The 22,577-nt window shown below is 64.7% G+C and carries 20 protein-coding genes; 4 read left to right on the top strand and 16 right to left on the bottom strand.

Annotation, left to right across the window (positions count from 1 at the left end):
* The first annotated feature begins 46 nt into the window (after positions 1 to 46).
* Positions 47 to 1,510: a DUF1501 domain-containing protein gene (locus tag ACYOEI_RS02725; protein ID WP_462847737.1), complete on the top strand. Its 1,464-nt coding sequence runs from the start codon at positions 47 to 49 to the stop codon at positions 1,508 to 1,510.
* A 195-nt stretch (positions 1,511 to 1,705) separates the two neighbouring features.
* On the opposite strand, the gene ACYOEI_RS02720 is transcribed toward ACYOEI_RS02725, so the two are convergent.
* On the bottom strand, positions 1,706 to 2,074 hold the full coding sequence (locus ACYOEI_RS02720) for a hypothetical protein (RefSeq protein WP_462847736.1): 369 nt from the start codon (positions 2,072 to 2,074) through the stop codon (positions 1,706 to 1,708).
* Positions 2,075 to 2,346: 272 nt separating this feature from the next.
* On the opposite strand from ACYOEI_RS02720, the gene ACYOEI_RS02715 reads away from it, so the two are divergent.
* Positions 2,347 to 4,722: a glycosyltransferase family 39 protein gene (locus ACYOEI_RS02715; protein WP_462847735.1), complete on the top strand. Its 2,376-nt coding sequence runs from the start codon at positions 2,347 to 2,349 to the stop codon at positions 4,720 to 4,722.
* Positions 4,723 to 4,778: 56 nt separating this feature from the next.
* On the opposite strand, the gene ACYOEI_RS02710 is transcribed toward ACYOEI_RS02715, so the two are convergent.
* Both ACYOEI_RS02710 and ACYOEI_RS02705 read right to left on the bottom strand, forming a co-directional pair.
* Positions 4,779 to 6,038 carry an MFS transporter gene (locus ACYOEI_RS02710; RefSeq protein WP_462847733.1) on the bottom strand — a complete coding sequence of 420 codons (1,260 nt, stop codon included), beginning with the start codon at positions 6,036 to 6,038 and terminating at the stop codon, positions 4,779 to 4,781.
* A complete protein-coding gene (locus ACYOEI_RS02705) occupies positions 6,038 to 6,586 on the bottom strand; it encodes a hypothetical protein (protein ID WP_462847732.1) in 549 nt (182 codons plus the stop codon). The genes ACYOEI_RS02710 and ACYOEI_RS02705 overlap by 1 nt, the downstream gene beginning before the upstream one ends.
* 193 nt (positions 6,587 to 6,779) lie before the next feature.
* On the opposite strand from ACYOEI_RS02705, the gene ACYOEI_RS02700 reads away from it, so the two are divergent.
* Positions 6,780 to 7,913 carry a pyridoxal phosphate-dependent aminotransferase gene (locus tag ACYOEI_RS02700; RefSeq protein ID WP_462847731.1) on the top strand — a complete coding sequence of 378 codons (1,134 nt, stop codon included), beginning with the start codon at positions 6,780 to 6,782 and terminating at the stop codon, positions 7,911 to 7,913.
* Between the two features lie 11 nt (positions 7,914 to 7,924).
* On the opposite strand, the gene ACYOEI_RS02695 is transcribed toward ACYOEI_RS02700, so the two are convergent.
* The 10 genes from ACYOEI_RS02695 to ACYOEI_RS02650 all read right to left on the bottom strand — a co-directional run bounded on the left by ACYOEI_RS02695 (position 7,925) and on the right by ACYOEI_RS02650 (position 18,545).
* Positions 7,925 to 8,623: a Uma2 family endonuclease gene (locus ACYOEI_RS02695; protein ID WP_462847729.1), complete on the bottom strand. Its 699-nt coding sequence runs from the start codon at positions 8,621 to 8,623 to the stop codon at positions 7,925 to 7,927.
* 182 nt (positions 8,624 to 8,805) lie between these two features.
* Positions 8,806 to 10,176 (bottom strand): ATP-dependent Clp protease ATP-binding subunit ClpX, encoded by a 1,371-nt coding sequence (gene clpX / locus ACYOEI_RS02690; RefSeq protein WP_462847728.1) that lies wholly within the window; start codon positions 10,174 to 10,176, stop codon positions 8,806 to 8,808.
* A gap of 480 nt (positions 10,177 to 10,656) precedes the next feature.
* A complete protein-coding gene (gene mutY, locus ACYOEI_RS02685) occupies positions 10,657 to 11,859 on the bottom strand; it encodes an A/G-specific adenine glycosylase (protein ID WP_462847727.1) in 1,203 nt (400 codons plus the stop codon).
* Between the two features lie 159 nt (positions 11,860 to 12,018).
* Entirely contained in the window at positions 12,019 to 13,188 is a 1,170-nt protein-coding gene (locus ACYOEI_RS02680) for a DegT/DnrJ/EryC1/StrS family aminotransferase (protein ID WP_462847726.1), read from the bottom strand.
* A gap of 124 nt (positions 13,189 to 13,312) precedes the next feature.
* Positions 13,313 to 13,819 carry a sirohydrochlorin chelatase gene (locus ACYOEI_RS02675; protein WP_462847725.1) on the bottom strand — a complete coding sequence of 169 codons (507 nt, stop codon included), beginning with the start codon at positions 13,817 to 13,819 and terminating at the stop codon, positions 13,313 to 13,315.
* A gap of 124 nt (positions 13,820 to 13,943) precedes the next feature.
* Entirely contained in the window at positions 13,944 to 14,345 is a 402-nt protein-coding gene (locus tag ACYOEI_RS02670) for a hypothetical protein (RefSeq protein WP_462847724.1), read from the bottom strand.
* A 102-nt stretch (positions 14,346 to 14,447) separates the two neighbouring features.
* Positions 14,448 to 15,722 (bottom strand): RNA polymerase sigma factor, encoded by a 1,275-nt coding sequence (locus tag ACYOEI_RS02665; protein ID WP_462847723.1) that lies wholly within the window; start codon positions 15,720 to 15,722, stop codon positions 14,448 to 14,450.
* A 94-nt stretch (positions 15,723 to 15,816) separates the two neighbouring features.
* Positions 15,817 to 16,371 carry a Uma2 family endonuclease gene (locus ACYOEI_RS02660; RefSeq protein ID WP_462847722.1) on the bottom strand — a complete coding sequence of 185 codons (555 nt, stop codon included), beginning with the start codon at positions 16,369 to 16,371 and terminating at the stop codon, positions 15,817 to 15,819.
* A gap of 15 nt (positions 16,372 to 16,386) precedes the next feature.
* Positions 16,387 to 17,568 (bottom strand): FG-GAP repeat domain-containing protein, encoded by a 1,182-nt coding sequence (locus tag ACYOEI_RS02655; RefSeq protein ID WP_462847721.1) that lies wholly within the window; start codon positions 17,566 to 17,568, stop codon positions 16,387 to 16,389.
* Positions 17,569 to 17,672: 104 nt separating this feature from the next.
* Positions 17,673 to 18,545 (bottom strand): hypothetical protein, encoded by an 873-nt coding sequence (locus ACYOEI_RS02650; protein WP_462847720.1) that lies wholly within the window; start codon positions 18,543 to 18,545, stop codon positions 17,673 to 17,675.
* A gap of 223 nt (positions 18,546 to 18,768) precedes the next feature.
* Between ACYOEI_RS02650 and ACYOEI_RS02645 the strand changes: the two genes are divergently transcribed.
* Positions 18,769 to 19,203: a VanZ family protein gene (locus ACYOEI_RS02645; RefSeq protein ID WP_462847719.1), complete on the top strand. Its 435-nt coding sequence runs from the start codon at positions 18,769 to 18,771 to the stop codon at positions 19,201 to 19,203.
* A gap of 12 nt (positions 19,204 to 19,215) precedes the next feature.
* On the opposite strand, the gene ACYOEI_RS02640 is transcribed toward ACYOEI_RS02645, so the two are convergent.
* The 3 genes from ACYOEI_RS02640 to ACYOEI_RS02630 all read right to left on the bottom strand — a co-directional run bounded on the left by ACYOEI_RS02640 (position 19,216) and on the right by ACYOEI_RS02630 (position 22,367).
* Positions 19,216 to 19,875: an HAD family hydrolase gene (locus ACYOEI_RS02640; protein WP_462847718.1), complete on the bottom strand. Its 660-nt coding sequence runs from the start codon at positions 19,873 to 19,875 to the stop codon at positions 19,216 to 19,218.
* Between the two features lie 336 nt (positions 19,876 to 20,211).
* Positions 20,212 to 20,799: a hypothetical protein gene (locus ACYOEI_RS02635; RefSeq protein WP_462847717.1), complete on the bottom strand. Its 588-nt coding sequence runs from the start codon at positions 20,797 to 20,799 to the stop codon at positions 20,212 to 20,214.
* A 23-nt stretch (positions 20,800 to 20,822) separates the two neighbouring features.
* A complete protein-coding gene (locus ACYOEI_RS02630; protein WP_462847716.1) occupies positions 20,823 to 22,367 on the bottom strand; it encodes an ABC transporter substrate-binding protein in 1,545 nt (514 codons plus the stop codon).
* Positions 22,368 to 22,577: the final 210 nt, after the last annotated feature.

Genomic DNA, 22,577 nt, shown 5'->3' with positions numbered 1-22,577 from the left:
AATTTCTGGTGAAACCCCGTCCTCCATTCCTCACGGAATCATTCCGATGCGACCCACGAGCTGTCCCGGTCCGTTCGGGTGGATGCCGACGAGCCGTCGCGAGTTTCTGAAACGCGCGGGGAATGGATTCGGGATGCTCGGACTGGCCCACCTGCTCCAGTCGGAGGGACAGGCCCTGGGCTCGAGCCCGGGCCCGAACCCGAACCCGAACCCCATGGCGGAGAAGGCGGGGCATTTCCCGGCGAAGGCGAAGCGCTGCATCTTCCTGTTCATGACTGGCGGCCCGAGCCAGATGGACATGTTCGACCCGAAGCCGGCGTTGAACAAGCTCGACGGGCAGCATTTGCCCCCGAGCTTCGGGAAGGTCCATAGCGAATTCCTCGAGGATGACCCTCTCTGCCTGGGGAGCCATCGCAAGTTCGGCAAGTACGGCGAGTCCGGGATGGATATGTCGGACCTCGTGCCGCACATGCACCAGCACGCCGACGAGATTGCGCTGATCCGTTCGTGCGTCGCCGATAGCGTGGTCCACGCCCCGGCGATGTATCAGATGAACACGGGCCGGATCTTCATGGGTTATCCGAGCCTGGGGAGCTGGGTCACCTACGGCCTCGGCTCTGAGAGCGAGGATCTGCCCTCCTACGTGGTGATGACGCAGCCCGAGGGGACCCCCGAAGGCGGAGCCCCGTGCTGGGGGGCCGGCCTGCTCCCGGCGCAATACCAGGGGACCCTCTTCCGCAACGGCCCCACCCCGATCGTCAATCTGCGGCCCTCCGCCGAGTTCTCCTCGGCCGAGCAGCGGGCGACCCTGGACCTGCTCAACACGATGAACCAGGAGGGCTTCGACCCCTCCGACTCCGAGCTCTCGGCGCGGATCCAGTCGTACGAGCTCGCCTTCCGGATGCAGAGCGCCGCGCCCGATGCGGTCGACCTGTCGCGTGAAACCGCCGAGACCAAGTCGCTGTACGGCCTGGATAACCCCCGAACGGCCGAGTTCGGTACACGCTGCCTGCTCGCCCGACGCCTTGTCGAGCGCGGGGTCCGCTTCGTCCAGCTCTATTCCGGCGGCGGGCCGGTCGCCATGCAGTGGGACGCCCACGACGACATCGACGCCAATCACCAGAAGATGTGCGGCCTGACGGATCAGCCGGTCGCGGCCCTCCTCACCGACCTCAAACGGCGGGGCCTGCTCGAGGAGACGCTCGTCATCTGGGGAGCGGAGTTCGGCCGGACCCCCGTCAGTCAGAAGGGGGGACGCGGGCGCGACCATAATGCGACCGGGTTCACGATGTGGATGGCCGGTGGGGGCGTCAAAGGAGGGACGACCGTCGGCGCGACCGACGAGATCGGCCTCAACGCGATCGAAGACCGGGCGCACGTCAACGACATCCACGCCACGATCCTGCACCTGATGGGCCTCGACCACAAGAGGCTCACCGTCCTCCACAACGGTCGCGACGAACGTCTGACCGACGTCGCCGGACGCGTCCTGAAGAAAGTGCTTGCCTGACAGGCCCGTGGGCCCCGCGTCGTCGGGTCGCTTCCGTGCCTGGGTGACCCGGAGCGAAGGTCACCAGCCCTGCAGAGGTGGGATGGTTCGGAGGGAGCGGGTGATGGATCGCCCGCGAGAGATCGGACACAATCGACGGGGCGACGGTGAGTGGCCTCGGAGAGAAGGCCACTCCTCGCCGTGTTGGGGCTTGGTTCAGGAGCCCTGTCCGGTCGGCAGGACCTGGGCCGAGGGAACGACCACCGGGGCATAGACCGGGGCGTAGGTGGAGACCGGGGCGCAGGTCACGACCGTGGGGGCGCAGTGCTTCTTCTTGAAGAAGCCGGCGAAGAGCTTCTTGCCGCAGCACTTCTTGGGAGCCGGCTCGCAGACCGGGGCGGGGGCGCAGACCGGCTCGGGGGCACAAACCGGAGCGGGGGCGCAGACCACCGGGGCGGGGGCGCAAACCGGGGCCGACTTCACGCAGAGCGCCTTCTTCTTGAAGCAGGACGCCGAGGCGTCGCTCGAGAGCAGGAAACCACCGCAAAGAGCCGCCAGGGCAAAGGTCGTCAGGAAACGTCGCATTCGAAGGACTCCAGTGTCAAAGTGGTCAATCTGAGGCGGTCCAACCGAGGAGCCAGTGGAAATGGTCCTCACTTTGAGCAATATGAATGCCCGCCCACAGGATAGGTTAAAGATTCCGTCAACAACAGGCAACCCTTTTTTAAGATAGGGTAAGTGGGATAATTGGATTGAGTTTAAATTTGGTGAGCAACGAGGGCGACATGGATCAGAAGGCCGGTTCGGCATCCTCCCCGAGCGACTCTGGAATGACTCACACTGATGCCGATCCGGCAATGCGAGGCCTGACTGGTCGTGCCTGGTGGGGCGCGTGTACCTTGGTGTTCGCGGCCTCACTCGCGGCGACCTTGCCGACGACGGGGGACATCGGCCTGACCTGGGATGAGCCGGCCTATCGGTACAGCCAGGAGATGTCGGCGCAGTGGTGGGAGGGCCTGGCCTCGGCGCGTTCCTGGGACGACGCCTCCCCCTATCTCGAGCCGGATGCGTTGCTCTACTACTGGCCGTACGGCCGCCACGGCATCAATTTCCATCCGCCTTTCGCGGGGCAGATGAACCTGGCGACTCACGCGCTCGTCGGGCGTTGGTGGCAGGACACCCCCTCGAGGCGACTGGCGACGGTCCTCGAGTACGTGCTCACGATCACGATCGGATTCGGGTTTCTCGCCAGGCGGTACGGCGCCTGGGTTGCCGGCGTCTTCGCGGGCTCGCTCCTCCTGATGCCCCGGGTCTATGGGGACGGCCACATCGCGGCGACCGACACGCCGGGCCTGTTCCTCTGGGCGGCCACGACGGTTGCCTTTTGGAAAGGGCTCCACGACGCCAAAGGGAGGCGTTGGCGGGTCCTCGTGGGGATCCTGCTGGGCCTGGCCTTCCTCGAGAAGATGGCGGCCGTGATCGTCATTCTCCCGCTCTTTGCCTGGATGGTCGTGGGCCACCTGCCCCGGACGTTCTCGAGGCGAGGCGGGAAGGCGGACTGGGTCGACGGGGTGCTGACGACGGGGGCTATGCTCATCCCGTTGGGAGTGGCCTTTCGCGAGATCCTCCGCATCGCCCGGCAACTCCCGCCCCCCGGCCAGACGAACCTGTTCTTTGCCAAGGTCCCGAGCGACCTGCCGGGGGGGATCTTGGTGCTCCCGTTGGTCGTTTGGGTCGGTCGTCGACTCCTCGGCCGAGTCTTTCGATCGAGCCCGATTTGGGGAGCCGAGCGGCCTGCGCTCGAAACCTTCACGGCGATCCTGGCGTTTGCCCCGATCGTCGGCTGGCTCGGCAACCCGGCCTGGTGGCGCGAGGCATTGCCGAGGCTGGCGCACTACTACATGCTGAGCACCGCCAGGCGCGGGGCCTTGCCCGACATCCAGATTCTTTATCTCGGGCAGATCTACGAATATAGCCTCCCCTGGCACAACGCCTGGATCCTCCTGGCGATCACGGTCCCCGCGGGGATCCTCTTCGCGGGCGTGGCCGGGCTCGTCTACACCTTGCGCCACGCGCGGCAGGATCGGCTCCCGATCTACTTCCTCGCCCACTTCCTGACCCTCCCCGCGCTCCGGATGCTGGCGACCCCCGCGCACGACGGAGTCCGCCTCTTCCTGCCGACCTTCTTCTTCCTGGCGGCGTTCGCGGGGTGGGGGCTCGTCTGGGTGGCCGACGGCCTCGCCCGACTCGTCCGAGGGCGACCCGGCTGGACGCGAGCGGTCTTCGCGACCCTCGTCCTCGGCTCGGCGGGGTGGCAACTCGTGAAGGTCCATCCCTTCGAGCTCTCGTACTACAACGAGCTGATCGGCGGGGCCAAGGGGGCCTGGAAGGCCGGGTTCGAGTTGTCGTACTGGTACGACGCGTTCAACGACCAGACGCTCGACGCACTCAACCACAAATTCCCCAAGGGAGCGGCCGTCGACTTCTACAACCAAAAGAGCATGCCTCCGACTTTCGGAGACCTGCACGCGATGGGAAAGCTCCGGGGGGACGTCCAACTCGGCTCGACGAAGTGGGATGAGCTCGCCTACGCATGGCTCCTGACCCAGGACTCCAAGGCCTGGACGATCACCCGACTCTTGTTCGACATGAAGCCGTGGTACGCGCTCGAGCCGAAGCAACTCGATGGCGTGCGACTAGCCACGGTAGCCGACCCGGTGGCCGTCTCGCGTGCCTGGGCGCTCCAGATGCTCGTCGAGTGGGGCGAGGAGTGGCCGCTTCCCCCGGATGATGTGCCGGGATGGGTCCGCGAGAATGCTCCCTGGCTCGGCCGGTTCTGGGGCCAGGGCTTGACGAAGGTCCCCCTGCGGAAGGTCTACGAGCCTAGCTTCGACTGGGCAAAGAGGGCCCCTGATCGACTTCGAGTGGCGGCTCGAACCCTCGCCGAGCGAAAGCCTGTCGCCGAGGGCTCCGACGAGGCCAGGCTCCTGGCCATCATGAAACGATTCGACCGGCCGGATCAAGCCGGGGGCAACTTCAGCGAACGGCTTCTGTACGCCAAGCCCCAGTCGATCGTCGATGCCGTCGAGATCCTGATCACCCACCCCGATGCCGTCCGGGCCGTCCTCGGCCGGTACCCCTACACCGACCCGAGCATGATCGGCGGATACCTTGACCGGGATCTCCCCGACCCGCCCGGTCGGTTCGAAACTCCAACGCCGGCTCGTGATTGAGCCCGTCTTTCGAGACCCGGTGTTGAAGAAAACACCGGGTCTCGAAGCTGCGGCATTCAGCGGACCTCGAGCCTCTCGGTGTCGTTGCTCGTTCGACGCGGATCGTCGTCCTCGGTCGTGAGGGCGTTGGCTTCGCCATGGATCGAGCCGTTCTTCTGAACCGCGAACGCGAGGCCGAGCGCGATCGCGGCGACGGCCGCCCCTTCCAGGAACGGGGCGGAGGGGCCGGAGCGGGCGAGGAGAAGGTTGGCCGCGATGTAGTTCGACATCCTCGCGAAGGTCTGGACCATCGAGACGACGCCGAAGACGGCACCTTGTTCGCCGGCCGGAGTGATCCTCGAGAGGAGGCCCGAGATCGTGGGGCTGGCCAGGCCTTGGCCGATGCCGACGATCAGCGTTGCCCCTAGGAGTGCTGGGCCGTTCGAGGCGAACGCGAGGGCCGCCAGTCCGACCGACAGGGCCGCGACCCCGATGACGATGAGCCGGGGCTCCCCGTAGCGCGGGACGAGGCGGCGGATCATCCCCCCCTGGACGACCGCGCTCACGAGGCCCAGGAACGCGAACGCGAACGCGGCCCCGCTCGGGCTCCAGTGGAGCCGTTGGTGGAGGAAGAGGCTGTAGGTCCCCTCAAGGGCCGAGAAGCCCAGGACGACGAGCGACGCGAGGATCACCAGGCGGCCGACCCCTGGCAGTGACACGGTGCCGACGATCCCCCGCCAGCTCACGACCCGGGCCGCCTGCCGGGCCTCGGAGTCCGCGGGGAGTGATTCGGGAAGCCGCGTATAGGCCAGGATCCAAGCCACCGTCGAGAAGGCGGCCGCGACCAAGAACGGGAGCTTGAGCCGCAGGTTCGGGTCGATCGGCAGCGTGAGGATCAATCCTCCTAGCAACGGCCCGAGCACGAACCCGAGGCCGAACGCCATGCCGATGAGTCCCATCCCTCGGGAACGGTTCTCGGGCGTCGTGACGTCGGCGACGTAGGCCTGCGCGACCAGGATGTTCCCCCCCGACGCCCCGTCGAGCATCCGGAAGAGGAGCATGACCGTGAAGTCCGACGACAATCCGAGACCCACGAACGAAAGTGCGGTCCCTGCCTGGCTCACGATCAGGAGCGGGCGACGGCCATAACGGTCGCTAAGCCTCCCCAGGATCGGGCCCGCGACAAGCTGGCACATCGGGTAGGCCGCGTAGAGCAACCCGATCTGCCAGGGTTTCATCCCATATTGCTCCGCGAATGGCGCGAGCAAGGGCATGACGATGCTGAACCCGAGCAGATCCACCAGGACGATCGAGACGATAACCCCGAGCGGCGACATCAGCGGCCCTCCCCCATCGGCAACTTCGCCGCAACCAAAGCCCCGGCGTTGGGGCCCACGACCCACGGTTGTCTCGACGAGGCCCTGACCTCGCGCAGGAGACGCGACTGCGACGCCATCGCCGCGTACTCGGCGAGGAAGGCTCCCAGATTGAATGAGACCGTGGCCGAGACCAAACCCACGACCCCGGACGTGTCAAACCCTCGGGCAGCGACCAGGAACGCCGATAGTGCCGTGAGGACCGTCGCCGCGCAGGTGAATGGGATCGCCTTGCGAGCGTTCTTGAAGGCATGTGGCCCGATCCAGTCGGGCAGGTCATGCCCCCTCATCATCCTCAGGATTCGACGTGTCATGATGGCCGAGCCGAACTGAGCGAAGCCGTGGGTTCCAATCGTCGGGAGCATCAAGAGAGCCGAGGTCGAGCTATCGGGCCCGAGCAAGGAACGCCCTCGACCCGACATGGTCTCGCTCCCCGAGAGGCCGATCGCGAGTGCGACGGCAAGGAGCAAGCCGGCCGTGGAGGCGAAGATCATGAACGCTCGGAGCATGGAGTCCACTCGGCGGAGTTTCGAGGCGGGGCGAGGCGTCGACGAAGACCGCTCTAGGGTACGCGAAGCTCCTCATGCCTGACAACTTGGCTTCCCTCCGCGCCCGGCGACCCGGCGTGTTACAATCGACCCTTCGCCCCGTGCGAGGATGGGGCCCAGAAACCAACCAAGCCGAAGTTGCCGGAGTTCGACAGTGAACGACGCCTGGATCGCCGACCGGATGCGCCTGATCGAAGCCTCGGGGATCCGCAAGGCGTTCGACATGGCCAAGGCCATGAAGGATCCGATCAACCTCTCGATCGGGCTCCCCGACTTCGACGTGCCCGAACCGGTCAAGGCCGTGGCCATCCGCGCGATCGAGGAAGGCCGCAACGCCTACACGGTCACCCAGGGGATCCCCGAGCTGAGGGGGAAGCTCCAGGCCGCCGTCGACGAAGAATTCCACCACTCCGATCGCCAGGTCCTGATCACGTCGGGGACCTCGGGCGGCCTGCTTTTGGCCCTCTGCTCGGTGGTGAATCCCGGCGACGAGGTGATCATCTTCGACCCGTACTTCGTCATGTACGGCAACCTCGTGGCCCTGGCGGGCGGGACGACCGTCCTGGTCGACACCTATCCCGAGTTCCGGATCGACGTCGAGCGGGTCGCCGCCGCGATCACCCCGAGGACCAAGTGCATCCTGGTCAACTCGCCGGGCAACCCGACGGGCGTCGTCGCGTCGGCCGAGCAGATGAAGGCGTTGGCGCTGCTTTGCAAGGAACGAGGTGTTTTGCTCATCAGCGACGAGGTCTACCGGTCCTTCTGCTACGACCATCCCTTCGCGACGCCGACGACCTGGAACGACGAGGTCATGGTCGTCGACGGCTTCAGCAAGGCTTACGGGATGACCGGCTGGCGGCTCGGATTCGCCCACGGGCCCTCCCGGCTGATCCAGGAGATGGCGAAGCTCCAGCAGTTCAGCTTCGTGTGCGCCCCGAGCCACGTCCAGTACGCGGGCGTCGTCGCCCTGGACCAGGATCTCCGCGCTCAGGTCGAAGCCTACCGCCGCAAGCGGGACGCGGTGGTCGAAGCCCTGGGCGACTGCTTCGAGCTGGCCGCCCCCGAAGGGGCCTTCTATGCGTTCCCGAAAGCCCCCTGGGGCACCGGCACCGAGTTCGTCGCCGAGGCGATCCGCAGGAACCTGCTGATCATCCCCGGAAACGTCTTCAGCCGACAGGACACCCACTTCCGGATCTCGTACGCCGTCGACGACGCGACCCTGGCGCGAGGGCTCGACGTTCTCCGCGACTTGGCGAAGACACCAGCGACTTCGCGTACGTCCGCTTGACGTTGCAGGCTTTAGCCCCGAGGATTTGCAGTTGCAGCGATTCTGGCTGTGAATTCCGCATGCTCGGGAGTGGCGAGTCCCGCTTCGAGGCCCGCGATCAACGCGTCGATGTCCTCGCGGAAAAGAGCCTGGGGATCGAGCCAGAGGCCGGGGAAGCGCTCGGATCGGTACCAGCCGTCGGGACCGGGCTCCGTCCGCATGTATTGCTCGTCGCGAAGGAGGAACCAGAAGATCTCTTCAGGCTCGAGCGAGACGACGAGGTATTCCGGGACACCCGCTTTCAAGTAGCTGTCTTTCTTCTTCCCGAGATCAAGCTTCCGACTCGATCGAGAGATCTCAATAACCAATTCGGGAGGACCATGGGCGTAATCGTCGACGATACGGGCGAGGCCACCGCATGCCGGTGGAATCTGGAGTTGCTGATCGGGCTGGACTTCGCAATCTGGCCCGAGAATGGTGGAGAGATTGGCTGCCCCAGTCAGGCCGGGCGTCGCTTGCTCGTATTGGCAAAGCCAGAAGCCCAATATCCTGTCGACACAACTATGTTTATATCCCAGTGGCGAGGGCATGTAGACCACGCCTCCGATGAGCTCTGCCCAAGTACCGAGGGGCATCGCCTCGTAACGCTCGTGGAAGAGGGGCTGGCCGAGACGTTGCCCTTCCTCGAGCGGAGGCAGTATGCGATGGTCCGGTCGATCGATGGTACTCAAGGAGTTGCCCTCCCCTCGAAGTAGGTCGGGACTTTTCACCGCCGGAGTTGACGAGCAATTTCGTGAAGAACCGGGCCGTTGCGGGGGTTGGCGACCCAACAGGAGGGGATGTCGGCGCTGAGAGCGTGAGAAACCCGGCTTTGAAGAAAAAGCCGGGTTTCGAACTCCAGACTCAATCAGGCTCAGGCGCTTTCCTTCTTCCGCTCGGCCTTGGTGGGCGTGAGCGGGAGGGGGGGCGTGTCGAAGAGGCTCTTTTCCTTCCTCACGATTTCGGGGGTGACGACGAAGCGTCCCTTCTCTTTGTCGGAGCGGTCGGGGAGCTCGTACATGATGTCGAGCATGATCTCCTCGACGATCGACCGGAGGCCGCGGGCGCCGGTGTCCTTGGCCTTGGCCCGTTTGGCGATCTCCTGGAGGGCCTCGGGGAGGAACTCGAGGTCGGCGCCCTCCATCTCGAAGAACTTGCGATACTGCTTGACCAGGGCGTTGCGCGGCTCGGTCATGATCTGAACGAGTGCGTCGGTGTCCAGCGGCATGAGCGGACACGTGACGGGGAGTCGTCCGACGAACTCGGGGATCATCCCGAACTCGAGGATGTCGTCCGAGGTGACGCGGTCGAGCAGCGCCCCGATTTCGCCGTCGTGCTCGACATCGGTCTGGCTCCCAAAACCGATCGTCTTGCGGCCGACGCGGCGGGCGATCAGGTTGTCGAGGCCGACGAACGTCCCGCCACAGATGAACAGAATGTTAGTTGTGTCCATTTGGATGTACTGCTGCTCGGGGTGCTTGCGTCCCCCTTGCGGCGGTACATTCGCGACGGTCCCTTCGAGCATCTTCAAGAGGGCCTGCTGGACCCCTTCGCCCGAGACGTCGCGGGTGATCGAGACGTTGTGGTTGGTCTTGCCGATCTTATCGATTTCGTCGATGTAAATGATGCCACGCTGGGCGCTTTCGAGGTCGAAGTCCGCGGCGTGCAGGAGCTTCAAGAGGATGTTCTCGACGTCCTCGCCGACGTAGCCGGCCTCGGTTAGCGTGGTGGCGTCGCCGATCGCGAAGGGGACGTTGAGGATCCTGGCGAGCGTGCGTGCCAGGAGCGTCTTGCCGCAGCCGGTCGGGCCGATCAGGAGGATGTTCGACTTGTCGAGCTCGACCGAGCTCTCGGAGTCCTCACCGGCCACGAGCCGCTTGTAATGGTTGTGGACGGCGACGGAGAGGACCTTTTTGGCGCGGTCCTGGGCGATGACGTAGGCGTCGAGCTGTTCCTTGATCTCGCGAGGGGTCGGGATGTCGGTGAAGAGGGTCTTGGGGACCCCGCGTCGCCGCCGCTCCTGGTCGAGGATCGATTGGCAGAGCTCGATACATTCGCCGCAGATGTAGACATCGCCGGGGCCTTCCACGAGCGGGCCGACGTCGCGATAGCTCTTGCGGCAGAAGGAGCAGTAGGCGTTCTTCTTCGACCCACCGGTCGTTCCCGAGGGCGCATTCCCGCCTCCGCCGCCTCGCTTCCCGCCGCCCGACGAGCCACCACCCGTGATGTCCTTACCCGATGGCATGCCTGGTCCTTTCGTCCCTCGATGGGGCAGAGACCCCGTCGGCGCAGAGGCCGCCGCACGGTACGTGTCGAATGCCGGGCTCAAGCGAACTGTGGAACGCTCGGATGATTGGAAACGTCAAGAATTGTGGGGGAAAGTTCTGATGGCAACCTCACCAGGAGGAGCGCTTCATTTCCCCAACGAACGATCGAGAAACATCATCCGAATCCACCGGCTTTGAAGAGATCCCTGCGCTCCCTCGCCGTCCGCCAACTGACTCATTCTAAAATACGAATCGACCTCAAGCAAGGCGGCCGGAGGGAATCTCCTCAGCGTTTCCCAGAGATCTGGTCGGCGGTATTCCGGCCCATTTTCTTTACCTAGTTTCCGCAAATCCCCGTGAAATGCGTTGGAGACGATGAACGTATCGCGAATCCCCGAATTCAGCGACACGAACCCTTCTGTAACGCGAAAAGCCTTGCCCGGTGACAAGGATTGTGCCTACGAGACGTCATCGGTGTCGGTTTCCCGCCCGGCTCCCTGAGTCGCGACCCAGGTCGAAAGGCGACGACTCGCGGAGCCGAACGGATATTTCTCGAGATCCTTAAGGTCGGCCCATACGACTCGGGCGAGCCCAGGACCTGGTTCCAACTCGCCCCCGATGGCCCGGGCCCGATGAGCATCGAGCTGGACGCGATGCTTGGTGACCCCGAATCGGATTGTCTGGACGATCGGGCCTCCGCGGACTTCGAGGCCGGTCAGGAGTCGGACCCCATCTTCCAGGGTGACGGGCCTTCCGAACGATCGCCCGGCCGGGTCGGCCCCGGCCAGATGGATGGTCGGGAACTCCCAAAATCGCTCCCAGAGCCCCCCTACCCCTCGTTGGACGATCAGGATCTGGCTCCCACGCACGACCAGGGCACACGCTTCGGAGACCGCCAGCGGAGGCGGCTTCGGCGCGAGGACCGGGAGCTCATCTTGGATCCCGAGCCCTCGGGCTCGACAATCCGAGGCGACCGGACAGACGAGGCACATCGGCGTCCTCGGCGTGCAGACGATGGCCCCGAGCTCCATGAAGGCCTGATTGAACGTCCCGGATCCACGAGGAGGGACCAGTCGCCCGGCGGCCTCCCAGAGCCTCGCCTGGGTCCGGGTCGACTTCAAGTCCTCACGCCAGGCCAACCAGCGCGCGAGGACGCGCTGGGTGTTCGCCTCGACGATCGGGGCGGGCTGATCGAATGCGAACGACTGGATGGCCCCTGCGATGTAGCGGCCGACGCCCGGAAGGGCGCGGATTGATTCGGGATCGACCGGGAACGTCCCGCCGTGATCGTGGACGATGGCGCGAGCGGCCGCGTGGAGCTGTCGTGCCCTGCGATAGTAGCCGAGCCCTTCCCAGGCCTTGAGCACGGCCTCGTCGTCCGCATCTGCAAGCGCCTTGACCGTTGGGAAGCGGGCGAGGAACCGTTCGAAATAAGGGACCACGGCGGTGACGGTCGTCTGGACCAACATCATTTCGGAGACGAGGACCCGGTAAGGGTCGCGATCGGCCCGCCAGGGGAGCGGCCGGTGCGCGTGCTCGTACCAGGCGACGAGGCGTTCGCGGATCCGCTCGACCCATTTCGGGTTGAGGTCGGGGCCGTCGTCAGGGGGGCCCGTGGACGAAGACTTCGCGTCGGCTGCGCTGGCTTTTTTCCGGCCCAACGAAACACCGTCCCCGCGACGAGGCTCGGGACTCGCCCTCGGTCGGGAGGGCGAGTCTCGTCGGAATGGTTCGGGCGTACGGAGGACGCCTCATGTCCCATAAAGGGACGCGTCGCCTCGCGATTCACGCCAGCCGAAGGCCTAGAAGGAATAATCCCTTCAGGCGGCCCGCTCACCCGCCTTCGCCTGTTCCTCGAAGAACTGCGAGATCGACCGGACGACGTGCTGCTGCGCCGCTTCGGCGAGCTCGGGGTACATCGGCAGGGCGATGGTCTCGTGGGAGGCGGCCTCGGCGTGGGGGAAGTCGCCGGGGGCGTGTCCGAGCGAGGCGAAGCAGACCTGGAGGTGGAGCGGGATCGGGTAATAAATCTCGGTGCCGACGCGACGAGCCGTGAGGTAGGTGCGGAGGGCATCGCGAGACGCCGCCGGGACGCGGATCACGAATTGGTTGTAGACGTGAAAGTATCCCGACTGTTCGGTCGGCAGGACGACGTCGCCGACGAAGTCCTTCGACTCGAAGAGTCCGCGATAACGTTCGGCGGCCGCCCGACGGCCTTCGGTCCAGGCGTCGAGGTGTCGGAGTTTGACCCGGAGCACGGCGGCCTGGATCGCGTCGAGTCGCGAGTTGAAGCCGACCTCGTGGTGGTGGTACTTCGGCTCCATCCCGTGGACGCGGAGCCTGCCGACCTTGGCCGCGAAGTCCGAGTCGTTGCTCGTGACCATCCCGCCGTCGCCGAACCCGCCGAGGTTCTTCGAGGGGTAGAAGCTGAACGCGGCGGCGTGGCCGAGTCCTCCGGCCCTCTTCCCCTGATACGCGGCCCCGATGGCTTGCGCAGCGTCCTCCACGACTGCGAGCCCGTGCTTCGCCGCGATCGCGTTGATCGGGTCCATGTCGGCCGTCTGGCCGTAGAGGTGGACCGGGATGATCACCTTGGTCTGGTCGGTGATCGCCGCCTCGAGCAGGGTCGGGTCGATATTGTACGAGACGGGGTCGATGTCGACGAACACCGGCCGGGCACCCGTACGCCAGATGGCGCCGGCGGTGGCGAAGAACGAGTACGGGGTCGTCACCACTTCGTCGCCGGGCCCGACGCCGAGGGCGAGCAGCGGGAGGAGGAGCGCGTCGGATCCCGACGCACAGCCGATCCCGTGGGCCACCTGGCTGTACTGCGCGACTTCGGCCTCGAGCTTGGAGACCTCGGGCCCGAGGATGAAGTATTGACTCTCGACGACCTCGCGGAGCGCTCGATCGATCTCGTCACGAATCGACTGGTATTGGGCCTTCAGGTCGAGGGCGGGAACGCTGAGCGAATCGATCGAGAGACTCATCGGCCGTCAACTCCGTTTGAAGCTCCGGGAAGCCCCGGTACGCGTCTCCATCCCTGGAGGAAATCGGTCGACGCACGCTAGTAATTCGGTCGATTTGTGTCAAGAGAGGCCGAGGAGGGTGCGGTCATGCCGGACCTTGGTGGTCCATCGGGGCGTAAAGGTCAGCCAGTTCTTCGGATGAGGCGAAAGCGGGGGCTTCATTCACGCCGTCGAGCTGTTGGATACGCTCCAATACGAGCTCTTCGAGGAGGGGGTGCGGGCCGAGCGCGGGGCCGAGCCGGAACTCGACTTCGGGGTGGCGCCCGCGGAGCTCGTCGCGGGCCGCCGTGAGGTCTCGGAGCAGGTGGACGCCCGCCGAAAGGAAGTAGGGGATCATCAGGACCCGAGTCGCCCCCCTCGCGACACAGCGATCGCCGCCGTCCGGGATGCTCGGGTCCGCGAGTTCGAGGAAGCTCGCCTCGACGATCGCATGGGCACCTCGTGCCGAGAGGCTCGCCACGAGCTGATGCAGGTCGTCGTTGGCCGGGGCGTGGCGACTCCCGTGGGCGATCAGCAGGATGGCGGTCGATGCGTCGGCTAGGGACATGGGATCGGCTCGGAGGGCCGTGGGGAGGACTTCCGCGGGGCGCATCCGCTCGAATCTTCTCGCGTAGCGCCCCATCCGCCTTTCATTCTAGACAGCGTGGGCCGACCGTCAATCGGCCCCGAGGGTCGCCTAAGTTCGAGCTCCGAAAGTGTTCACATCGAGCCCCCGGTCACTTCCGCGGGGCACGCTCCAGTCGGAGCATGACGCGCCCGTCCGTGCTGAACTCGACTTCTTTGATGAGTTCCTTGAAAAGGTGCTCAAGTCGTTCGGAACCTTGAATAGCCGGTCCAGGTCTGGGTCGCCCGTCTTCTTTTTCCTTCGGGATTGGTTCAAGGTGGCCGAATGTGTCGCCCGGGATGGGTTCGAGTTCTTGAACCGGTCCAGGACGTGGCTGGACATGGTCCTGGAACTGGCGGAGAGTCCTGAGCAACCTGGCCACTTGCTCGTGAACCTCCTTCGAGTGTGCAATCGTCAGGCTGATCATCTCGGGGGCTGCAGAAATCGTTCCGACATCCTTCGCGACAGGATTTTCGGGCGTGATTTCGGCTGGTTCCGACTCGTTGATGGTCAACCCGGAGCCGACCCATTGTCCCGGTGCGACTGAGGTCGTCAAAAGCTGGATCATGGGCTTTAGGTCCACATACTTGCCTGGATTCGCCCTGGGATGTGGGACTTACGGAATGACCAGGTCGGCGACATAATACGTTTTAATAATATGTTGGTTTTTACGGGTTGACTCGGTTGTGATCACTAGCGTGTCGCCATCGGCTTGATAGCGAAGTCTCAGTGGACTCAGGAGCAAGTTCAGAGCCGCTTTCAGGCTGACGTTTTTAACCGTGAGGTCGACTGGTGTCGAACTCTTTAGACCGATGGCATGGATAGCCTTTGTGTCAAGGACGATATTCTGTCCCGTGTAATTCGCGAGCGCGTTGAGGGCTTCAGACAGCGGCGCTTGCTTCAAATCAAGACTGACCGGTTCATTCAGCTTGGCTAGGTCACCTTGCGACGTATTTCTTGGCCTGATCTCCTGGGCCTCAGTCTCTGGCCGTTGGGACGATACCCTGGCTGCGGCGGTGTTCGGCCCCTCGGCCCTCGCTTTGAGTGAATGGACGACGACGCCTGTGGCCAGCAACCCTGAAGCGACACAAGCGATTGCGGTAGATTTGAGTGAGTTCGCAAACATGGATCTCAGGACTCCTTCCGTGAGGCCGGCGACAGGGCCGGAGAGCATCCCCGCAGCCCGACCGGCACCGGCTTTGAGGATGACTACGGAGAGGCCTCGGGGGATCGTCGCCGAGGCCGACGAGGTTGACAGCTCTATGCTCAACGCGGTGGCCGACATGGCCAGGCCGCGCCGTGCGAGTCGTACTCGCAATAGGCCGCGGGCGCGGGACAGGCGGCTCCTGACCGTCCCGACCGGCCACCGGAGTTCCTGGGCGGCCAGGTCGTGGGACAGGCCCTGGAGGTGGCAGAGGACGATCGGGACCCGGAACCGTTCCGGGAGCCGGGCCAGCTCCTCGTGGAGGATTGGCACGAGCTCGTGCCGGTCGAGGTCGACGTCCGGGGCCAGCCCCTCGATCTCCGTCGCCTGGAGTTCGCGAGCATTCCGCCGCTTCGCGGTCGCCCTCGCTCGCACGGCGACGCGATAGGCGACGCCATAAAGCCAGGGCCCCAACGAGTCGTGAAGGTGGATCGAGCCCGCCTTGCGCACGAGGATGACGAGCGTGGCCTGGAACGCATCCTCGACGTCGTTCGGGTCGTGGAGCAACCCCCGGCAGACGCTGAGGATGAGCCTCCCGTGTCGGATGACCAAGGCCTCGAACGCGACCTCGTCGCCGAGACTCGCGAACCGTTGGAGGAGTTGTCCGTCCGTCATCCCCGCCACGCTTCCAGACTGAAAGGCGTGGAGGATCAGGGGTAGGACCGAACGTTTGCACCCGCTCGCCATCAGGTCGACTCTCCTCGTCGTCGGCGTCTCTACGGGATTAATGCAGCGAGCGGGCTCCCCAATCCGAGTTTTTTGGAGTCTTCTCCCAGGAACCTCAATCTGGGAAGAAGTCAGTCACCGGGCAGCGAAAGCCGGGGATGACCTCCCCTCCAGCAATCTCGTCGTCGACCGAGAGGTTCACCACAGCAATTCTCTCGTGATGAACGGCGACCGTCCGGCGCTTCGGCTTCACGACCCAAACGACCTTAACCCCGGCTGAGACCCATTCGGTGGCTCTGCCGTCGACATCCTCGGCCGTGTCTTCGGGAGAGACGACCTCGACGACAAGGTCCGGTGCTCCCGGCCAGTATGTCCTGGGTATTCCTGAGGCTGGGATCCGTACTTGGCGCACGAACGCGACATCCGGAGCAAGCACGGTGTCGGGGTTTGTCGCGGTTTTAAACCCAGTCCCTGCCCCGAAGACGACACCGAGCTTGCTCCGTCCGACATGATGGCCCAGAGTCATCGCGACCCTCGCGTTGATGGCTCCGTGCTCGGCCCCCAACAACGGCCTTATCCGCAACTCCCCACGGAGAAGTTCCCTACGCACGTTGGCCCGAGGCATTCTCCAGAGATCGTCAGCGGAGACGGTCGGTCGTGTTGGGAGCATGGCCTTGCCTCGAGCTTAGAGAGGCTTCCTACTGGGGCGAAACCAGACGAGGTTATGGGTGGCTCCGCCGATCGCGACGAAATCCGGCGTGCCGTCGCCGTCGATGTCGCCGCCGCGGAGGTCCTGGGCGGCGATCGCCGGGTCGAGGAGGGTACGCGTCCAGGACTTGCCGTCGAAGTCGTAGCCGACGACGCTCGTCCCGGGGCCTCGGAAGCCGGAGAAGATCTCGTCGTCGCCGTCGCCGTCCACGTCGGCGACCCAAAGGGCATGTCCATCGCGCAGGCTCGTGTCGATGACCGTCCTCGCCCCGAAGCTGCGGGGGCCGGTCGCGAGGCAGACGGCGACCTCGGTCCCGTGCCAGGGGTCGATGGTCGCCAGGAATCGCGTCCCGTCGGCCAGCTTCCCGACCTGGATTTCGCTCGACCCACGTTTGGGCATAGCCCCCTTGGCTCCCGGGATCAGTTGGGTCGAGCGCCAGGTGCCCGTGGCTTGGTCGCGGTCGCAGAGCGTCACTCCGTTGCCTGAAGCGAGGAGGACTTCGGAGCGGCCGTCGCCGTCATAGTCGAGGACCTTGATCCCGTGGAGCAAAGGCCCTCGCCCGACGATCTCGCTCGTGAAGGACCAGGCGGCCGATGGCTCAGCTCGGGGCGTGGTGCGGTAGGCAAGGACCGTGGTAGCCTCCTGGTCGTATGTCGGCGCCTGCGCCGAGGGCCCCACGATCGGCGCGATGATGAGGTCGGATCGGCCGTCGCCGTCGACATCTCCCCATCGAAGCCGGTGGATTGTCCCGATCGAGCCGAGCGGTCTCAGCGACCAGGGGCCTTGCGGCTGCCCCGGGGGACTCGCGAGCGTGAGCTCACCCTTCGTGGGCTTCTCGAGAGCGAACTCATAAGCGATCGCCAATTCCGCCTTGCCGTCCCCATTCAGGTCCGCCGTGGCGCTGCTGATGACCCCCGGTGTCTGCTTCGGCGAGGTCACGACCCGCTTCGTCCAGGTCGGATTCTCGTACCACGCGCACGTCCCCCCGCCGACTCCGACGATGTCCAGCTTCCCATCGCCGTTCACATCGGCGACCTCGACCTGGTAACCGCCGGGGATGGCGTTGTCGATGACGATGCGGTCGAAGGCGGGGAGGGGCCGGTGTTGGTTGAGGGGGAGGATCTCACCACAAAGGCACAAAGGGCACAAAGAAAACAAAAAGAAAGAGCATCCTAGAAAAATAGAAATTTGAGTATTCTTCACCGAATTTTTCTTCATCTTTGTGTCCTTTGTGCCTTTGTGGTGAAATCCTCCCCCCCAACTCACCCTGGATCCTTGATCCCCCACCCCGAAGGCGGACCAGCCGTGTCTTCCGGCTTGACCCGGAACTGTTTGAGGTCGACGTCGTTGTGGAGCTCGGCCTCGGCGGACTTGAGGCGGTTTTCGAGCTGGGCGACGCGGTTTTCGAGGAGCGCGATGCGTGCCTCGGCCTCGTCGGCTCGTTTGGGGCGGGGGACTTCGGGATAGCCGAGCTGGCGTTGGAGCGCGGAGAAAAGATAGAGGGGGTCGCGACCTCGGTTGGCGCGGGCGATCTTCCCTTCTTTTTCGCCGAAGAGGATGGCGAATTTGGGGGTGAAGTCGGGATTTCGCCGACGCTGCTGGGTGACGTAGTATTCGGAGCGGACGAAGATCAGGTCGGCGAAGTCGACATCACCGAGTCGGGCGCGAAGGAGGATGATGTAGTCGCGCCAGTCTTCGCTGAAGAAGGGATCGGCGGCGATCGACTCGAGCCCCTTGCCGTAACCGAGCCGGTTCCTCGAGACGGCCTCGAACTGGAAGACGAAGAGCCCGGCCGGGGAAGGGCCGTCGGCCTTGTATTTGGCCTCACGCTCGAGGATCAGGAGGGCCTGGTCCATCGGGAACCGGCTCACGTCCAGCTCGGCCTGGGAGATCACGTGCGTCTGGAACCGGGTGAAGTAGTGGCTAAGCCGTTCCATGGCCGGGCCGAGCAGGCCCGACGTTTTCATCTCGGTGTGGAGGAATGAGATCGCAAGCGGGAGCCTGGTCGTCGAGAGGAGCTCCTCGCCGACCCTGGCAAGGATCTCTTGCGAGGGCATCCCGTCCATGATGCGTTCGCGGAAGGCGTGGAAGAAGTACGCCTGCTCGATGCACTCCTCACGATCGAGCGAAGGCATAGGCGGACCACTCCTGCACCGGGATGAGAAAATCAGTGGGTCGAGTCGAGTCCTCGAGTGCGAATCCCAGGTCGACTCACGGGGGATTTGCCCTGGCCAAGGTCGAGGTTGTCCCCGTTCCGAAGGCCGCTATCATTGCCGGGCGACCGCACCCGCGGCGATAGCATCGCCCGAGTCGATCGCGAAAACCTTCGGCCGGGACCATCACGTGGGGGATCCCCGCTTGCGAAAAGTCGTCGTGACCTTGCTGCTGGTCGCTTACGGCATCCTCTTATTTTACTTGACGCTGTACGCCGGCACCACGCACGTCCCCTGGTCGGGCCGCGTCCGACTCATTCCGCTGGAGACGATCACCACGGTCCTCACCAAGGACGCGATGGAGATCCTCATCAACATCGTCGGGAACTTGGCCGTCTTCATGCCCATCGGGCTCCTCGTGCCATCGTTGCGCGACGAGCCGACGTCCGCGCGACGAATCGCCGCTCTGAGCGCCGGGGTGAGTCTCTTGATCGAAGTCCTCCAGCTCTTTTCGGGCCGACGCATCGCCGATGTCGACGACGTGTTGCTGAACACGATCGGCGGACTCCTCGGCTTTGCCGCTTACCTCGCCGCGTGCCGGCTCCTCACTCGACTCCGGCTCCGTCCCGTGCGCGCGTAAAAGGGCGGGACGTCACCAGGTGAGTATGCCTTCGGGGACCTCGGCCAGGGAGGGGACGACCCAGTCGGCCTGCGTGAGCTTGTCGGCGGAGAACGACGTCGTGACCGCAAGGCAGCGCGTACCGGCAGCCTTCGCGGCGGCGACACCCGAGATCGCGTCCTCGACGACCAGGCACGAGCCCGCTTCGAGCCTGAGCCGGCGGATCGCCTCGAGGAAGATATCCGGGTGCGGCTTCTTCCTCGCGACTTCACTCCCGTTGACGACGACGTCGAACGTCTCGGGGGGGATGCCGATCTCGCGCAGGTTCCCCGCAACCTTGATCGCGTCCGCGCTCGAGGCCACCGCCAGGGCGAGCCCACCTCCCCGGCATTCGGCGATGAAGTCGCGCACCCCCGGCAAGGGCGTCAGCCGCCCCTTGATCAGTTCTAGATAAATGGCATAGGTGTGCGCCTTGTCCTTCTCGGGGTCGAGCGGGATCCCCCGGGCCTCGGCCACCCCCCCGATGAACCGGTCTTCCCCCATCCCGATGAACGGCCGGAATTCCTCGTGCCGGACCGTATACCCCTTCTCCGCAAACATCCTCATCGCCGCTTCGGCGATCAAGGGCTCGGAGAGGACCAGGACCCCGTCCATGTCGAAAATCACACCGCGCAGAGTGCCGGAGTTTGACAAGATTCGATCCTCAGGGGGGCACGTGATAGGAAATAACGCCTGGACTTCGGGGGAAAATCAGCCACGGATGGGGCACAGGGTCTATTGGCCGCGGATGGAAGAGAACACTTTTTAGCCACGGATTGAACACGGATCATTCAAAACAAGAATTAAAAAATTAAGTTTTCAACTATTGAAATATTGGCCTTCTTCTTTTAGCCGATGATGTGACGCTGATGGTAGAAAACATTTAAAAGATTCTATTTTTAAGTGATTTTTGGCCTCGTTATTTTCTTACCTTTGTGTCCTTTGTGGCCTTTGTGCCTTCGTGGTGAATCCTCCCCCTGCCCTCCCCTTTCACCCGGCCAACACTGGCACCGGCAAGACTGGGAACGCTTTCGCCAGGTCGTCATGCGTCAGGAAGGCCTTCGGCGAGAAGTGGCGATGGGCGAGTCGTGCCGAGCCGAGGCTGCATTCTTTCTCGAGAAGGTAGTAGCGGTTGTACTGGTCGATCTGCCGGTTCGCCGCGTCGAGGTTGAGGCCTTGCAGGAAGGCGCTCCAGCGTTGATTGAAGCGCTCGACGCTCGCGATCAGGTCGCGAGCGATCGAACGTCGGCGCCAGTTCGACGCCGGTCGATTGGTCCAGGTTGGCGGGGCGACCCCGCAGAGGGGCCAGAGGGCGTCGATTGGAGGATGGAAGATCGGGTCGGATGAGCCGGGCCCCCGGTCGGCCGCGGCCCATTGCTTGAGGCGAAGTCTTACCATGTCGAGGAGGGTTTCACGCTCGCGTCGGCAACGCGCATGGATCCGTTCGAGTGTGGATTCGAGATCCTGGCCTCGGCGTACGTAGGCCGGGACGTCGAAGAGGCCGAGCAATTGGTTGATCTCGGCATCGACGTTGTTGGTGACCAGCGTCGCATCATCGGATTCGTCGGGTTCGGCCATACCGGCGCCTCGCGGCTCAACTCTCAGCGATCGGGCGGTTGCGGGAGGGTGGCCAGGCTGTTGCTGATACTCCGGCGGTAATACCAGAGCTGGCGTTTGACACCCAGTCGTTTCGTTCGCTCGGACCAGGCTTTCTCCACGGTCTCGAGGGCAGACTTCGCCGGGGTACCCGCGACGGCGGCGAGGCGTCCCTTGGAGAGCTCGCCGAGGTAACCTTCCGCCTCGGGGATCCGCAGGCCGGCGACGACCTTGGCGGCAAGCAGCGTCCGGCTGACGGCGTCGGCCCATTGCCGGCCGTCGATTCCGGGGGTTGCGGCGGGGTCGGGAGGTCCTTGGAGGGCCTGCTTGCTCCGGATCGGCAGCATCGGAAAGGTCCGGTCGGAGCGGATTCGGCTCGAGATCTCGGGGCTGACGAGATACTTGGCGAAGTCGATCGCGGCTTCACGCGACTCGGACGAAGCCGACGCGGAGACCGCGACCACCCAACCTCCGCCATAGGGCAGGTAGCTCGGCGTGTTCGGCGACGAGACCGTCTCCCAACGCGAATTCGCGGGGTCGTAGACTCGATTCGAACCCGGAAGGGGCGCGACCCCGATCGCCTTGCTCTTTCCCCAAGTCGCAAAACGCTCGGCGCGGTCGATCAGCATGGCCGCCTTCCCGTCCGCGAAGGCCTTCCTCGCCGCCTCCGCTCCGAAGCTCGCGGCTTCGGGCGGGGCCGACGCCTGGAGTGCGACCATGGCCTCGAGGGCCTCGACGAAGGGGGGGGAGACGACGCGAGGGGCCATCGTGTCGGAATCGAAGAGGAACGAATACTGGTCCCGATGGGCCCCGAGGCTTGCCGCCCTCGCGAGGTAGGCCGAGTCGCCGAGCCCTTCGAGGTCGGATCCGAAGGCGATCGAAACCCCGTGGTCGTTGGTCCCGTCGCCGTTCCAGTCGCGCCCCTGGAAGAACTTCGCCAGGGCGTCGAACTGTTCCCAGGTCTTCGGCGGCTCGAGCGCGAGCTTAACCTCTTTGGCCGCCGCGCGATTCGCGTCGCGCTCGAAGGCCTGGCGGTGGTAAACGAGAACGAGGGCGGTTCCGCCGTATGGCAGGGCCATCCTCTCTCCGCCGAAACGCGTCACCTGCTCGCGCAAGACAGGGAGGATATCTTCAAACTCGAGGGGATCGGCCGGGACCTTCTCGCCTTCGGAGCCGGACGAGGGTTCGACGGGCTCGGTCGGGGCCGGGGGGCGGGTCGTCGACTCGGGAAGACCTCCGATCGCACCTGAATCGATCAGGTCGCCGAGGCGGTCGGCGCGAAACACGAGGACATCGATCCCGCCCGTCGACTTGGGCTCGACCGCCGTTTCCTTCACCGAGAGCTCGGCCCCTCGGGTCGCCGTCCACTCGCCGCGCTGGGCGGCCAGGGACTTGAGGATTGTCGTGTCGCCGACCGCGGCGGCGACGATCGTTTTGCCGAGGAACGGTTGCTTCGGTGGGGTGGGGGTGCCACCGCCGGAGCTGCACCCGAGCGTGCCGAAGAGGACGATCCCCAGAACCCATCCTAGACCGTCCCGAAGCCTCGACATCCCGGCGTTCCTCTTGTCCCGAGCCACGTCTCGGCCCTTCGCCGAGCGCCTTCGAGGGTCCATGTTACGACACGCCGGCGCGGTCGGTCAAACCGAGCGATCGGTGGTTCGCCGATCCGGCATGAAGATCCGTTCCGGTCTGGATGCCGAGGGATCGTCCGAGTGAGTCGGGAGCGGATCGGGTCGGGTCGGGCGAAATGTCAGCGGGGC

The sequence above is a fragment of the Singulisphaera rosea genome (genome assembly GCF_054877945.1).
Note: the sequence above shows the minus strand (reverse complement) of the source record. Positions and strands in the feature narration are given on the sequence as shown.

What these genes read in the sequence shown, in the direction of transcription:
- ACYOEI_RS02725 (WP_462847737.1), top strand. Translation starts at nt 47, where the DNA reads ATGCGACCCACGAGCTGTCCCGGTCCGTTCGGGTGGATGCCGACGAGC.
- ACYOEI_RS02720 (WP_462847736.1), bottom strand. Translation starts at nt 2,074, where the DNA reads ATGCGACGTTTCCTGACGACCTTTGCCCTGGCGGCTCTTTGCGGTGGT.
- ACYOEI_RS02715 (WP_462847735.1), top strand. Translation starts at nt 2,347, where the DNA reads ATGCGAGGCCTGACTGGTCGTGCCTGGTGGGGCGCGTGTACCTTGGTG.
- ACYOEI_RS02710 (WP_462847733.1), bottom strand. Translation starts at nt 6,038, where the DNA reads ATGTCGCCGCTCGGGGTTATCGTCTCGATCGTCCTGGTGGATCTGCTC.
- ACYOEI_RS02705 (WP_462847732.1), bottom strand. Translation starts at nt 6,586, where the DNA reads ATGCTCCGAGCGTTCATGATCTTCGCCTCCACGGCCGGCTTGCTCCTT.
- clpX (WP_462847728.1), bottom strand. Translation starts at nt 10,176, where the DNA reads ATGCCATCGGGTAAGGACATCACGGGTGGTGGCTCGTCGGGCGGCGGG.
- ACYOEI_RS02680 (WP_462847726.1), bottom strand. Translation starts at nt 13,188, where the DNA reads ATGAGTCTCTCGATCGATTCGCTCAGCGTTCCCGCCCTCGACCTGAAG.
- ACYOEI_RS02675 (WP_462847725.1), bottom strand. Translation starts at nt 13,819, where the DNA reads ATGCGCCCCGCGGAAGTCCTCCCCACGGCCCTCCGAGCCGATCCCATG.
- ACYOEI_RS02665 (WP_462847723.1), bottom strand. Translation starts at nt 15,722, where the DNA reads ATGGCGAGCGGGTGCAAACGTTCGGTCCTACCCCTGATCCTCCACGCC.
- ACYOEI_RS02660 (WP_462847722.1), bottom strand. Translation starts at nt 16,371, where the DNA reads ATGCTCCCAACACGACCGACCGTCTCCGCTGACGATCTCTGGAGAATG.
- ACYOEI_RS02650 (WP_462847720.1), bottom strand. Translation starts at nt 18,545, where the DNA reads ATGCCTTCGCTCGATCGTGAGGAGTGCATCGAGCAGGCGTACTTCTTC.
- ACYOEI_RS02635 (WP_462847717.1), bottom strand. Translation starts at nt 20,799, where the DNA reads ATGGCCGAACCCGACGAATCCGATGATGCGACGCTGGTCACCAACAAC.
- ACYOEI_RS02630 (WP_462847716.1), bottom strand. Translation starts at nt 22,367, where the DNA reads ATGTCGAGGCTTCGGGACGGTCTAGGATGGGTTCTGGGGATCGTCCTC.